Source organism: Adhaeribacter terrigena (genome assembly GCF_016623615.1).
Lineage (GTDB): Bacteria > Bacteroidota > Bacteroidia > Cytophagales > Hymenobacteraceae > Adhaeribacter_A > Adhaeribacter_A terrigena.
The window spans coordinates 210,814-224,538 of sequence record NZ_JAEHFX010000001.1 but is presented as its reverse complement, the minus strand read 5'-3'; the positions used below and the strand labels follow the sequence as shown (position 1 = coordinate 224,538).

11 protein-coding genes are annotated in these 13,725 nt (G+C 45.8%); 2 read left to right on the top strand and 9 right to left on the bottom strand.

Annotated features, from left to right (window positions below):
• Positions 1 to 48: 48 nt before the first annotated feature.
• The 9 genes from I5M27_RS01050 to I5M27_RS01010 form a co-directional block, all read right to left on the bottom strand.
• Entirely contained in the window at positions 49 to 1,062 is a 1,014-nt protein-coding gene (locus tag I5M27_RS01050) for a TolB-like translocation protein (protein ID WP_200504178.1), read from the bottom strand.
• 12 nt (positions 1,063 to 1,074) lie between these two features.
• Positions 1,075 to 3,954: a S8 family serine peptidase gene (locus I5M27_RS01045; protein ID WP_200504177.1), complete on the bottom strand. Its 2,880-nt coding sequence runs from the start codon at positions 3,952 to 3,954 to the stop codon at positions 1,075 to 1,077.
• A gap of 2 nt (positions 3,955 to 3,956) precedes the next feature.
• Entirely contained in the window at positions 3,957 to 4,625 is a 669-nt protein-coding gene (locus I5M27_RS01040; protein WP_200504176.1) for an NHL repeat-containing protein, read from the bottom strand.
• A 263-nt stretch (positions 4,626 to 4,888) separates the two neighbouring features.
• On the bottom strand, positions 4,889 to 5,326 hold the full coding sequence (locus tag I5M27_RS01035; RefSeq protein WP_200504175.1) for a GNAT family N-acetyltransferase: 438 nt from the start codon (positions 5,324 to 5,326) through the stop codon (positions 4,889 to 4,891).
• A 124-nt stretch (positions 5,327 to 5,450) separates the two neighbouring features.
• On the bottom strand, positions 5,451 to 6,218 hold the full coding sequence (locus I5M27_RS01030; protein WP_200504174.1) for a sulfite exporter TauE/SafE family protein: 768 nt from the start codon (positions 6,216 to 6,218) through the stop codon (positions 5,451 to 5,453).
• Positions 6,219 to 6,352: 134 nt separating this feature from the next.
• The gene (locus I5M27_RS01025; protein WP_200504173.1) at positions 6,353 to 6,949 is read right to left on the bottom strand and encodes a hypothetical protein; all 597 of its coding nucleotides are present in this window, start codon (positions 6,947 to 6,949) and stop codon (positions 6,353 to 6,355) included.
• Positions 6,939 to 7,478, bottom strand: coding sequence for an RNA polymerase sigma factor (locus tag I5M27_RS01020; RefSeq protein WP_234462332.1), 540 nt, complete (start codon positions 7,476 to 7,478; stop codon positions 6,939 to 6,941). Before I5M27_RS01020 ends, I5M27_RS01025 begins: the two co-directional genes overlap by 11 nt.
• Before the next feature lie 162 nt (positions 7,479 to 7,640).
• Positions 7,641 to 8,018 (bottom strand): Ig-like domain-containing protein, encoded by a 378-nt coding sequence (locus I5M27_RS01015; RefSeq protein WP_200504172.1) that lies wholly within the window; start codon positions 8,016 to 8,018, stop codon positions 7,641 to 7,643.
• A gap of 405 nt (positions 8,019 to 8,423) precedes the next feature.
• A complete protein-coding gene (locus I5M27_RS01010) occupies positions 8,424 to 11,804 on the bottom strand; it encodes a lamin tail domain-containing protein (RefSeq protein WP_200504171.1) in 3,381 nt (1,126 codons plus the stop codon).
• A gap of 198 nt (positions 11,805 to 12,002) precedes the next feature.
• On the opposite strand from I5M27_RS01010, the gene I5M27_RS01005 reads away from it, so the two are divergent.
• Positions 12,003 to 12,992 (top strand): aspartate-semialdehyde dehydrogenase, encoded by a 990-nt coding sequence (locus I5M27_RS01005; RefSeq protein ID WP_200504170.1) that lies wholly within the window; start codon positions 12,003 to 12,005, stop codon positions 12,990 to 12,992.
• Entirely contained in the window at positions 12,946 to 13,482 is a 537-nt protein-coding gene (locus I5M27_RS01000) for a tetratricopeptide repeat protein (RefSeq protein ID WP_200504169.1), read from the top strand. Before I5M27_RS01005 ends, I5M27_RS01000 begins: the two co-directional genes overlap by 47 nt.
• Positions 13,483 to 13,725: the final 243 nt, after the last annotated feature.

Here is a 13,725-nt window from a genome sequence, read left to right as displayed (position 1 = left end):
GCGGGTTTTTATGCATGAAACCCTACCGTTTTTCAGCAGAAAACTGTTTTATGGTAAGGGAATTTCCTGCTCGTTGCTGCCGTCTATATTCATGATTACAAGGCTTTTGCGTTGCTCAAAAGTGCAATCACCTACAAATTTAAGGGTGTTTTTCTCTACGAGCAGTTTGGTTTTATCCGGGGAAATGGAAAAGAAATCGTACCAGATATTGTGGCAGTTTTCTTTCAGTACTTGGTGAGTTTTAGCCTGAATATTGTACAGCACCAGGCCTTTATTGGTCATGGCATACAAAATTTTATCAGCATTCAGCACTTTATAATCCCGGATTTCCTGATTGCTCGAGTCATTTTTATAAGTAAAGAGTGGGGACTCATCTTGTTTAGTGGCATAATTATAAAAACTTAGTTCGCCATCCATCCCCTGACCACTGTGCGTGCGACGGAGAATACGGTCGTTAACAGTCCAGGAACTATTGCCCCAACCTAAACAACTACCCAGTCGTAAAGAACAAAGCGTATCTAATTTATTGCCGTTCAGATCCATTATCAGCATTTTATTCGTATTCAGGAAGTGCGAACCGTAAATAATTTTATCACCAGCCGGGTTAAAGTAAGGAAATTGATCGTCTTCCCCGAAACTTAATTGTTGCAAGCCGGTTCCGTCATCCCGGATTTTCCAGATTTTCCAGCTAATATCCGAAAAAACGATCCAGCCTGATCGCGACCAATCTGGCGGCCCAACCGGCTGAACGCGCTCTGCAATCATCGTACTTTGCTTGGAAAGGAGGTTATATTTATAGATGGAGCTGGAGCGCACATATAAAAATTCGTTGCTGTTATTTGGGTTAAAGCAAGGCATTTGGTAAAACGTACCTTTCTTCCGATATTGCGGTCCTAACCAGCAATTACTCAAGTCATAGGTTTCAAATGGGATACACGTGAACGTTTCCGGCGCCGGGGTTATCGGGGCTGGCTCAATTTTGGCATCATCTTCTTTTTTACAGCCCTGGAATATAGTAGCCAAAGCCAGTAAACAGATAAAAATATAGTTTATCTTCTTCATATCGCTGTTCTTTTAATTTTTCACGAATCTGCTATGCACTACTTCCCTACCGGTTTCTACCCGGTACAGGTACATGCCATTTGGCAGGGCATTCAAATCTACTTCAGCCTTGAAGTTTTGTCCGGCAATGCCTTTGTAGATCGTCCTGATTTCCCTACCCTGTATATCAAATAGTTTGATAGATACTTGTTCTGCTTCTTTCAAGGAAAGCTGAATTGTTTGATTTTTTGTCGTTGGATTGGGGTAAATTTTGATAAGGCTATTTTTACCCGCAAAAGCATCGGCCACACCGGTAGCGTTCGCGTCGTAAACATGCAAGCTATACGCAGCATAACCTAATTTACGCTGATCGTAAGGGTCAAATGGAATCCACTTATTTATGGTTTGCCCGGTTAAACTTTTTTTCACAAAGTAACAATTACCGGCCACCATAGCCTGAGTATTGGTTACATTAAAAACCGTTACATTCGGCTCAGGCTCTAAAGATAAACCCCGGGGCGATAAGGTAAGAAGGGGCCTGCGAAATAAATTGGAAGAGGCATTTCTTACCCAACTATTAACAACCGTGGCATTTCCAATACTGTGTGTTTTGGTAATTGTTACATCGTAAACATCCATAATATATTCCCCGGCTGGCAAACCAAAAGCAGGCTTCCGCAATTCTATTTTGGTACTATCAGAATATAAATTTATGGTGTAAGGGTCTTTTTTCATGGAAGCACTATCATGAAGCACATCGTATTTTGGGAACTCGATATGCTTTAAAACACTGTCAGCGTTTAACCTTCCATGGCCTGTTAGGTCATCGTAATATTGAAAATAATTTGAATTTAGCACATTGATATCCGTGGCATATTTCTGGATCAGGAACTCAATATCTTCCGAAGCAAGGATTTTATTCCGCTTCTTGTAAAAATGGCTTTGCATTAAACCTGCTACTCCAGTCACATGTGGCGCGGCAAAAGAAGTACCTTCAATATCATCCTTTCCATTTTGCAATTTATCTACATAAGCGTTATTGTTTGCACTACTTAAACAAGTATACAAATCGTTTGTTCCGGGAGCAATCAGGTCTAAATTATGGCCGTAATTAGAAAAAAAGCCCCTTTTTCCGGTAGCATCATTATAGCCAACTTTTATAACCCAAGGATCATAAAAAGAAGCCGGATACATTTTTTGAAAAGCCACATTCAAATTACCATAGTTTCCGCTTGCCGCTACAACCGTACAACTATTTCGAAAACAGAACTTTATTGCTTCTTCCAAAACGCCAGCACTATCTGTTCCTGCGGCTAAACTAAGATTCAGAATATGTAACCCAAAGCCAGGGTTAGCCGCACTTGGATTATATCTTGCCCCATCTACTATTGCTTCCATAAGGTAAGAGTAAGCTGATCCGTTTTTTTTAAGGATTCTTAATGAAAATAATTGAACCCCTGAGTTGCCATTTGGATAGCTTGAATTACTTACGGCCATATCGCCTCCCGCTATACCAGCAACGCCTTTCGTATTATTGCGCAACGCACCAATTATTCCGGCAGCTGCTGTGCCATGGCCATTGTCATCAAAAGGTTTAGACGCGTTGGCCACATGTACTTTATTCCGGTAATCCCATCCTCCTTTTATTTTGGAATCAATAAAAGCTTTTGAGCCAGTCTTCTTTCCGAAATCTTCATGCTCCCAGTTAATTCCGCTATCTATTACGCCGACTTTTATATCTTCAGAACCAACTTCAACATCCCATCCCTGCTCCATTTTTATATGTGCATATTTAAATGTTGCATTAGGTATTAATCCAGGTAATTGGTTATTGCCAACACTTATCAAATTATCATTTGGCCTGGCGGTAGCTTTCACAATATAGTTCAACTGGGCATACTCAATAGTGGGATTAATTCTACTAAGCTTCGCCGCAATTTCCGTTTCATCTACCTTGTCTGGCAACTCAATTACAAAAGTAGCCCAGAAAGGAGGCATCGCTACAGTATCGCCTAAACGGGAAATAGAATAATTATCGGTAGTAGTTAAGTTCGGAAAAACTTTTACAGTATTCAGAGAGCCAAAATTAATCCGCTGATCTAAAGCATTATACATGGTTTGAATCGCGCTGGGTTGCACAAAATCGGAGAGCTTGCCATAAGTTTTATCCAGGTTATCTATCGCGCTTACTTTTACTACAGTAGGATTAAACTTGATGATCACATCATTGTCTACGTATTCAACCCCTTTAGATGAAGTTACCGGGTTTATTTCCCGGTAATAAGTGCTGTATTTCACTGTATTATACTGGTCGGCAGTCGGGCTGGAAGAAGTGCCTGATATATAAATATTCCCCTGGTTATCCAAGGCCAATGAAGAAGCAATATCAGTATTCCCGCTATCAAATTCTTCGGCCATTCGTATTTCCCCATCTTGCGAATATTTCATAGTCAGAAAATTTTTATTGGCATCCGATATCACTACGCCAGCCACCACCAGATCTCCATTGTTATCCATGCTGATCTTTTTACCGTATGCCCCACCGCGTGGGCTTTGGTAATGTTCCAGCCAAAGCTGGTTGCCGGCATTATCATACTTGGCAACAAATGCTTTAAAATAACCAGGGCTTTCTTCGTTATGGCCGGTTACATATATATCGCCGTTCTGGTTTACAAACAGGTCGGCAATTTTATCTTCGCCGGGCGTAATATTTATATTTTGCGCCCAATTTTGCCGCAAACTACTATTCAGGCTGATCAGAGAAAGTTCGGTATTACCGGGCTGGTTGGTATAAAATCCGCCAATAATTACGTTTCCGCTGCTATCTGCTCCAATTGCTGCAGGGCGATCCAATCCAATTTGGTTTGCTGACCGATGAGATCTAAGCAATTTTCCATGCAGGTCATATTCCAACGTCACAAAATTGTAAGTATTGGCACTGGCTGCGCTTCCCCCGGAAACAATAAGATTACCATATCTCCCTTAATAATTCCGGTAGCACCATCCTCTAAACTTGCATAGTCATACAACTTGCTCCAATTCAGATTGCCACTATTATCAAGCGACAATGTTACAATATTTTCATGCTGTAAAGCATCAACGGAAGTACCCGCAATTACAATGTTGCCAACATTGTCAAACGCAATTCCAACAGGTAAATCGTTCAAATTAGAATTGCCATTATAGTGGTACCACCATTCCAGGTTTCCAGTTACATTGTACTTAACTACGGCAATATCAAATTTGTTATTAGAGGCGGTAACTGCCCCGGTAACATAAACATTATTGTTTGCATCGGTTATAAGCGCAACCCCAAAATCGTCTAAGTTATGGGCATTATATTCCCGCGTCCAGATCACATTGCCATCCAGATCGGATTTGGTAAGCAGAAAATTGGCATTTTCGCCCGCTTTATACGTGTTCCCTAAAGTATATAAATGGCTGGCTGTAAGATGGGAGGCGCTCCATTCAAGCCTGGTCGGATTTCCCGAAGAAAGGGTCCAGTCTTTATTAACGTATTCCTGCCCTCTGACTGATAAAGAAAGCAATAGGAATAACCACAATAAAAGGTACTTGTTTTTCATAAGCATTTATGTTAAGGTTAAACAAAATACTACCAATAGCCTTTCAGACAACATAACAGCCTATCCCCTAACGAATCTTAAGGATAATAAACTATTCGAAACTTCAGGCTTTAAACAAAGTATTAAAACAAGTAATGATATTGCGTAGAAAACAGAGCTTTAAATTGTTACCAAATATTAACAATTATTAATATAATTCCTAACATCCAAAAAATTATTTTCTTTAATTAAATCCTTTAGCCAAGCCATTATATATAATGTAATTACAAATAAACCTCCCGGTTCACAATTTCCATTAACCGCCCCGCTTCCGAAAGTTTAAATCCGAATTGTTCGTAAAGCCCGTGCACATCTTTAGTAGCCAGCATGAAGCGCCGCAGGTGTTGCAGATCGGGGTGGTTTTGCACGCATTCCAACAGCCATTTGCTCAAACCATTTCCCCGGAAATCTTCCATAATATACACGTCGCAGAGATAGGCAAAGGTGGCTTTATCGGTAATGACGCGGGCCAGGCCGATCTGCTTTTCAGCAGCGTACAAACTGAAACACAAAGAATTTTGCAGCGATTTTACGACCGTTTCCACAGGCACATTTTGGGCCCAGTAAGAATCCTGGCTTAAATACCGGTGAATGGCGGCGGCATCGGCTTTTTTCGGATCGGTGTAAATTTTATAGGGCGCGCGTTCGTAAACCAGGTACATTTCTTTCGGACTGTTTTGCTAAAAATAACACATTCAGAAGAAATAACAGCTTTTATGACCGATACTTTTCCGACTCAAAACCATAGCGTTTTCAGGCCAAAAAATATCCGCATTTACCTTCCGATCAGAACCGGCCTTTCTGGAAAGTATCGTAAGCGAACTTCAGAATGATGGCTGTTACTACTACCAGAAACAGCCGCCGCACAAACCCGCTGCCCTGTTTCAAGGCTACTTGCGTTCCAACTACCGAACCTACTATATTGCAGGCCGCCATCGGTAAAGCGATCTGATACAGCACGTAGCCTTTCCAGACAAAATAACCCAGCGCCGATAAATTGGTGGCCAGATTCACCACTTTGGCCGAAGCCGAAGCCGCCACGAAACTGAAACCGAAAATGCCGATGAAAACAAAGATGAGAAAACTACCGGTGCCGGGCCCGAAAAAGCCGTCGTAAAAACCAATGGCCATGCCGGCTAAAATGGCGTACCAGCGTTCTTTAGTAACCGAAAGGCGCGGAGCATGCAACGAACCCAGGTCTTTTTTCCAGAAAGTATAAAACGCTACGGCTATGAGCAGAAAAAGTACCATGGGCCGCAAGGCTTCCACGGGCAAATGGCTGATGGCGCGGGCACCCAGAAATGAAAAAACGAACGCTGTAACGGCCGCCGGCAACAGACTTTTCCAGTTAATTCTTACGTCGCGCGAATAACGCAGCAGCGAAGAGGCCGTGCCCGAAATGCTTACCAGTTTGCCCGTGCCGAGCAAAACCGGTACCGGCGTGTTGGGCATTATAACCAGCAAAGCCGGCAACTGGATCAAACCGCCACCACCCACCACCGAATCTATAAAACCAGCCAGGAAAGCGAAAAAACAGAGATAGATAATTTCCATAGAGGCTGGCAATTTACTTATTTCCTGCTGGTTTTTACGGCCGGAGATCAGCGTTGTGCCAAACAAAAAACGGGTTGCCGGCCTTCGTATTTAAACAAAGAGCAGCAACCCGCTGAGGTTTAATTTTTTTTAAGTTAATTGGCTGTGCCTGTAGCCGCAACCGAATCGGGCATGGTGGTAGAAAACTTCTCTACCGAAGCTGATTTCGGATCTACCGTTACCACGTAAACCACTTTGGTGGCGTTCAGTTTTTTCTTCGCAGCGGTTGCTTTCAGGTTTTCCGGTGCGGCAGACTTTTCAGCGCCATTCAGATAGCGTTTTTTCACGAAAGCAGCAGCAGGTTCCGTTGTTTTTGCCTCATCAGCCTGGTATGCCTTGAATACCGGGTTGGCCGCTTTCACTTCGGTTTCCGGAACGATCGGGGCAATTTCCGTTACCGGCTCCCGCAGTTCTTCGGCTTCGGCCTGCAACGCATGTATCTTTGCGTTCGAAACCGTTTGGCTTTCCAGGGCTTTGTTGTATTTCAGCATAAAAAGCAGTGCTACGGAAATAACCGCAATAAATGCTCCGGGCATCAGCCATTTGAATCTTACCGGGTTGTTTTTTGCTTTTACAGCAGCCGGCTGCGTTATTTCCTGGCGGATCTTATTCCAGGCGAAGGCCGGCGGCGCTTCTTCCAGGTTTTCGAACCGTTCGCGGAATTGTTCTTCGAACGCTTGTTTAGTTGGCATATTGAGGTAAGGAATAAGTGCTGAGTAATTTCTTTAACAATTGTTTGGCTTTGGCCAGCTGCGACTTGGAAGTGCCCTCGGCAATGCCGAGTAATTCGCCTATTTCTTTGTGCGTATACCCTTCCACGGCAAACATATTGAACACCAAACGATAGCCTTCCGGCAATTGGTTCACAATATCGAGCAATTCCTGGGTAGAAATGCCGCTGATCACGCTGTCGGTTTCGGAGCTGAAATCGTGTTCTACGCCAAACTCATCGTGATTATAATGCTTCTTATTCTGGCGGTAATTATTAATGGCGGTGTTCACAAAAATGCGCTTCATCCAGCCTTCAAAAGACCCGCTCTGGTAGGTATGGATATTTTTGAAAACTTTCACGAAAGCTTCATGAAAAACGTCTTCCGCTTCGAAACGCGTTTTTGCATAGCGCGAGCATACGGCCATCATCCGGGAAGCATACTTATTATAAAGCAGCTCCTGGAACGCGGGTTCTTCGCGTTTACATCCTTCAATTATTGCCTCTTCCAAGTAAGCCAAAATTTTGTCTGCTTTAAGTTAAGTACTTTCTTTTACTTTTCCGCGGAAATCCGCCTTATTTTTTTTTCTAAATACCTGATCCTAAACGCTTCGACAACGGGCTTTTCTTTCTAAAATCAGCTGTCCGGCCGTTTTACCAGCCATTTGCGGCGTTTATAACACCACAATTTCTACCGTGGCATATTCGCAGGGTCCCGGGCCGCACACGCGGTATTTAAAGGTTTCTTTGCCTTTAAAGCCTTTGGCCGGCACGTATAAAAAGCCGCCCGCCGTAGCATCTATCTGGATCGTGCCGTTTTTCGGTTCGCTGAAAACCAGCGTGCTGTTCGGCAGTTTCACATCGTTGGCGAGCACGTGCAGCGGCAGCGCCTGGTTTATCTTCGTTTGCAAATAATCGTTTGCAAGCCTGGTTTCTGCGGTAAATTTTGCCGGCGTAATTTCCTCTTCTCCTTCCATATTCAGGTCACAGGCTTGCAGCGCGGCAATGATCAGCAAACCGATCAGGATCATAATTTTAACTAAATCTCTCATTTTCAGCAACTGTTTAGAAGTACTGAAGGCCTTCAGGTGGGTAGACACGGCTTTTGCGCAAACGGTTGCCTGGTCTGTAAAAACTTTTTTTCAGAAGGCCGAACGGCTTACAAAAACGGTAGGGTTTAGGGCCGAAAAAGTAAAACCGCCAAGGCCTGGAAGTCATCTCCAAAATACCCTATGCAGTTTCTAAAATTGCTGCGGAGAGATTCTGATTTATAACTGACATTCCGCAACCAGTAAGAAAGTCCCCCTTTGGAGGGGGTAGGGGGAGGACTTCACATTCCAGATCAATTATTTCAAAATCAAATAAAGTAAAAAATCCTCCCCCTACCCCTCCAAAGGGGGACAAAAAAAAAGCTTGATTAACGTCAGTTTATAAGACAGTTGCTGATTTTCTGGATTTCAGAATTTCGCGCCGATAGCCACCGTTTCTTTAAAAGATTGCTGCCGGCCGTTCAGATCGAATACCTCTATTAAAACCAGGTAGTAACCCACCGGCGCTTTCCGGCCTTCGTTGGTGGTGCCATCCCACTGAAAGAAATTGCCGGCGGCGAGTAACTGGTTGCGCGCCAGCTTTTTCATTTCGCGGCCCTGGCTGTCGTAAATTATAATGGTAGCCACCTGCCCATTGCGCGAAGCTTGAAAATTGAAGGTCGTAAAATCTTTGTAGCCATCGCCGTCCGGACTGAAAGTTTTGGGTTCGACGGTGAAACCGGAAGCAGGCTGACCAATTTCCTGCACCTGCGAATTCGGTTTGCCCGGCGTGGCGTAACCAACCGAAGAAGCGGCCGAATGAAAATTATTCCGTTCGCTTGGCCCCTCCGTTCTGATCCGTTCCAGCGAAACGCCTTCTTTCTCATCTAAAAGCTCAAAATGCATTTTTTCGGTGTAGGTTAAGCTGTCCATCACCTGCCCGGCAGGGTGCAGCAAGATCACCGTTCCATCTTTATCGTTGTAGGAAGGCAGCGAAGGAATTTGCAAAAAGGCGTTCGGATCGTGGGTAGGATAATGCTGCCTTACCGTTTCGGGATTGGTAGTTAATATGACCAGTTGCTGCGGCGCTAAAATATAGTCCACGCCTATAGTTTTGCGGTTCGAAATTGTATCGTTCTGCAGATTCGCCAGTTGCCAGTTTTTCAGGTCCAGGTAATTGCTGCTGCGGTTCAGGAGTTCCACAAAATCTACGCCGTTGGGCCGGGGGTTAAACAGAATTTCATTGATCACAATATCGCCTTTTTGCCCGGGAACCGGCAGCGCAAAATTGGCACTTAAAACCGAAGCTAAATTGCCGTTACAATCGCGCACGTTCCGCACTTCCACCGTAAAAACCTGGTTGGCCGTTAAACTCTGCGCCAGCGTAAGTTCCACCGCGTTAAATTCCGGACCAACAAGCAAGACCTGCGAAACCGCCGGACCATTCACAATCATATAGGAAGCCTGCGTAGCCGTTAAACTATCGAGTTTTTCATCGAAAAAGAGTACCGTTTTGGTTGCCGAAATGGCTTGCGCGCGAATAAGTTTCGGCGCCATATTATCGGGCCGGCTGGCTTTCACGGAGTTTTCTTTGCCGGGCGTGCCACCGTTAGCCGAAACTGAAGCCATCCAGTTATTTATGCCGCCGCAAGGATTGGTTGCATCGATCATTTCCAGGCTCCAGCCGCCGTCTTTCTTTTTACTGTCTTTGTACCAGGCATCGGAATAGGTGAGTGAGAAAATAAGGCTGCCGGCTTGGCTTCGCAAACTCAGCGTTTCGCCGGAATTGTTGAGCGAAGGAAAATTGCTCAGTCCAATGGTTTTCCCGAAAGGTTGAAAAGCGGCTACGCGGGAAGTCGGCACCAGAATCGCGTATTCGCCGGGTGCTAAATTTACGGCCGGAAAAACCGCGGGCGTGCCGCCATCTGAGAGTTTGAGGCCTTTCAGATCGAGCGTTTTAGTTGTCGGGTTGAAAATTTCCAGATACTCAAAGCCCGGCAACGCATTGGGAGACTGCACCACCGGGCTTTCATCGGCCATGATCTCGGTGATCAACACTTCGTTAAAACCCGGTTTTGCGCCAATTCCGAAAGTCAAACTGGCAGGTTGCATCACATTTCCCGCACAATCGGCCGCCCCAGAAACAGCAACCGTGTAACTCGTTCCCAGGGTTAAACTGGGACTTAAGTTCAGCGTAACGGCTTTAAAATTCCCGCCAGAAATAACTTTCGAAACTACTGAAATGCCGCCTGAAACGGTATAGTTAGCAGCAGCTAAAGTCAGGCTATCCATGGTTTCCGAAAACGTGAGTTTCAGGGCCGAGTCCGATAGCGTTTCTACGTTTAAAAGTGTAGGTTCCTGCGTATCCGGTGCGGTACTGAAAACGGAATTCTGCCGGCCGGGCGTGCCGCCGGAAACATCATTTGAGGCCGTCCAGTTTTCCGGTGCCGGGCAGGGTACGTTCGGGTTAATGCTTTCTAAAGTCCAGCCGCCGGCAGCTTTTACGGGATCGTTGTACCAGGCCGAAGTGTAAGTTACTTTATCGATCAGCTTACCCGAATTGTCCAGCAGTTTCAGATCGTCGCCGGCATCGTTGAGGGAAGGAAAATTCGGCAAGCCCAACACATTCCCGAAAGGCCGGAACAAAGCCGTATCGGCGCGGGCGCAAAGAATCAAATAACTTCCGGCCGGAAAAGTATACCCCGGAAAATTCGCCAGCACCCCGGAAGCATCGGTCAGTTTCCAGTTTTGCAGATTGAACGTTTTGCCGCTGCGGTTATAAAGCTCCACAAATTCTGCGGATGGCAAACCAACCGCCGGGCTGTAATCAGCCATCAATTCGTTAATGCGCACGTCGTGCAACGCGGGAATAACGGGCGCCGAAAAACTGAAATTTCCGGTTAAAGCTGGGGCCACATTTCCGTATAAGTCTGACAGATTGCTTGCCAAAACGCTATGGTTTCCGCCCGGAAAAGTGCTTCCAAAGGTTAAATGTACCAACCGAAAATCCTGCGCATCGCGCACCGCCGAAACCGGATTTCCAACGCCTCCGGAAACAGCGTAATTGGCTACATTTTGCGCCGAACTTAAATTCACCGGTTCGTTAAAAAGCAGATCGAGCTGGGTGCCGGAAACGCGCGTGGCAGCAAGTAAAACCGGGGCCGTTGCATCCGTGATCCGGAGATCGTCGAAATAAAATTTGGTGCTGTTGGCCGAAGAATAGCGCGTAAAAACCCCGAAGAATTCCGAGCGCTGGTGCGTGGCATCGGTCACGGTTCCCTGCGAAACGTAACTGTTGCCCGTACCGCTTACGTCAATTTCCAGCGACCACAAATTGGCTGTACTGCGGCTAACTTTCACTTTCACCAGGTTGTTGGTTGTGCTGGAAATAGTGCCGTCCACGCCGTCGATAATTTTGGTGGCAGTGGTGCCGGTTTTGCGATATAAACTTACTTCATCCTGCGTATCGCCGATGCGTACAAAATAACCGTTAAGGCTCCCGGCTAAATTCGGTGCGTCGCTCATCAGATACACTTCCGCCAGGTTCCCACTGGAAGTCGCAAATTTCAGGTTCACCCAGAATTCCCATTCCGCGCCGGTATTCACCTGCGAAGCCGTAGCCAGGTAACCCGTGGCCGTAACCGCCGGACCGTTGCTTTGCAGTTGCTGCGCCGTGTTTACGGTAAACAAACTTACATCGCCGGCCCAGGCGGGGTTGGCGGTAAAATCGCCGTCGGAGAACGTTTCGAGCAGTTGAGCCGGGGCAAAGAACGGCAGGCAAACCAACAGAAAAAGTAAAAAGCTTCTCATTCAGGATTTGTGCGTAAATTTGTGAAACAGATTAAAATAGCGATCCTGTCCCCCTTTGGAGGGGTTGGGGGAGGACAGGAAAATTATTCGAAAACATGATCAAATAATGTAAATCCTCCCTCTAACCCTCCAAAGGGGACATAAAATTCCGACTATAACAAGCCTAAAAAATTAATTTTAACAGCGTACGTAAATAAAATGAAAATAGCTGTAATTGGCGCAACCGGACTGGTGGGCACCGAAATGTTGAAAGTATTAGAAGAACGCAATTTCCCGGTTACCGAATTGTTGCCGGTGGCTTCCGAAAGATCCGTAGGTAACATCATAAACTTCAAAGGCCAGCCTTACAAAGTGGTTTCCATGGAAACTGCCATTGCTGCCAAACCTGAAATTGCCATTTTCTCGGCCGGCGGCAGCATTTCCAAAGAAATGGCCCCGAAGTTTGCCGAAGTAGGCACGTTCGTAGTCGATAATTCTTCGGCCTGGCGCATGGACCCGACCAAAAAACTGGTGGTACCGGAAATAAACGCCAAAGAACTGACCCCGGAAGATAAAATTATTGCCAACCCGAACTGCTCTACCATCCAGATGGTGTTGGCACTGCACAAACTCCACGAAGCCTTCAAGATCAAGCGCATTGTGGTAAGCACCTACCAAAGCGTAACCGGAACGGGCAAAAAAGCTGTAGACCAGATGCTGAACGAACGCGCCGGCAAGCAAGGCGAAATGGCCTACGCCTACCCCATCGACCTGAACGTAATTCCGCACATCGACGTGTTCGAAGACAACGGTTACACGAAGGAAGAAATGAAAATGGTGAACGAAACCAAGAAGATCATGGGCGACGATTCTATTCAGGTTACGGCTACGGCGGTGCGCATTCCGGTAATGGGCGGCCATTCTGAAAGCGTGAACGTGGAATTTGAACGCGACTTTTCGCTGGCCGAAGTATACCGTTTATTAAACGAAACCGAAGGCGTGAGAGTAGTAGATGACGTAAAAAACCTGCAATACCCCATGCCGAAAGATGCGCACCAGCAAGATGACGTTTTAGTAGGCCGCATCCGCTTAGACGAAACCCAGCCGCGCACCTTAAACATGTGGATCGTGGCCGATAACCTGCGCAAAGGCGCCGCAACCAATGCGGTGCAAATTGCCGAATACCTGGTGGCGCATAAACTGGTGTAATATGGCTTCCGGCACTCCTGTAATCCGGCAAATCAACTGGCTGGCAATTGCTTTGCACCTGTGCATTTTTGTGGCACTGGTTTATTTTTTCCAATTCCTGCAAGTGGGCGCGCCCAGTTTAATGGCCATTGCTACGTATCTGGTACTGGCTTATTTTCTGCGTTTTTTCCTGGCCAAATACCACCGCTACGGCATGATGTTCCTTAAACAAAATGCATTTGAAAACGCGATCCCTTATTTCGAAAATAGCTATGAATTCTTTCAGCGTCACGCATGGCTGGATAAATTCCGGGCTGTTTTCCTGCTTAGTTCTTCGCGCATTTCCTACAAAGAAATGGCGCTGGTAAACATCGCTTATTGCTATTCCCAGCTCGGCGACGGTACGCAGGCCAAAGTTTATTACCAACGAGCATTAAAGGAATTTCCCGATAGCGGCATTGCCCAGGCAGGGTTAAACATGCTGCGCTCGTCGGAAAACGGCAATAACTAAGCTCTTGCCAAAACCTGATCGAGGTTCCTATTGAAAACCAGTTTATTCACCGGCACTTTTTCGGGGCAAAAACATAGCGTTTTCGTGCTTTCTAACGGCCCGAAATAGTGGCCAAACCAGATTACCGTTGAAAGGTGCTGCTTGTTTCAGGCAGCACCTTTTTGCTTCTTTAAAACGCTAGGGTTTCAGGCTTAAAAAGTCAGGTGAAAGCATTCGTTTTTTTAACGGGAGAAATTAACTTTA

Coding starts and splice junctions, on each gene's coding strand:
- I5M27_RS01050 (WP_200504178.1), bottom strand. CDS start 1,062: ATGAAGAAGATAAACTATATTTTTATCTGTTTACTGGCTTTGGCTACT.
- I5M27_RS01040 (WP_200504176.1), bottom strand. CDS start 4,625: ATGAAAAACAAGTACCTTTTATTGTGGTTATTCCTATTGCTTTCTTTA.
- I5M27_RS01035 (WP_200504175.1), bottom strand. CDS start 5,326: ATGTACCTGGTTTACGAACGCGCGCCCTATAAAATTTACACCGATCCG.
- I5M27_RS01030 (WP_200504174.1), bottom strand. CDS start 6,218: ATGGAAATTATCTATCTCTGTTTTTTCGCTTTCCTGGCTGGTTTTATA.
- I5M27_RS01025 (WP_200504173.1), bottom strand. CDS start 6,949: ATGCCAACTAAACAAGCGTTCGAAGAACAATTCCGCGAACGGTTCGAA.
- I5M27_RS01015 (WP_200504172.1), bottom strand. CDS start 8,018: ATGAGAGATTTAGTTAAAATTATGATCCTGATCGGTTTGCTGATCATT.
- I5M27_RS01010 (WP_200504171.1), bottom strand. CDS start 11,804: ATGAGAAGCTTTTTACTTTTTCTGTTGGTTTGCCTGCCGTTCTTTGCC.
- I5M27_RS01005 (WP_200504170.1), top strand. CDS start 12,003: ATGAAAATAGCTGTAATTGGCGCAACCGGACTGGTGGGCACCGAAATG.
- I5M27_RS01000 (WP_200504169.1), top strand. CDS start 12,946: ATGCGGTGCAAATTGCCGAATACCTGGTGGCGCATAAACTGGTGTAAT.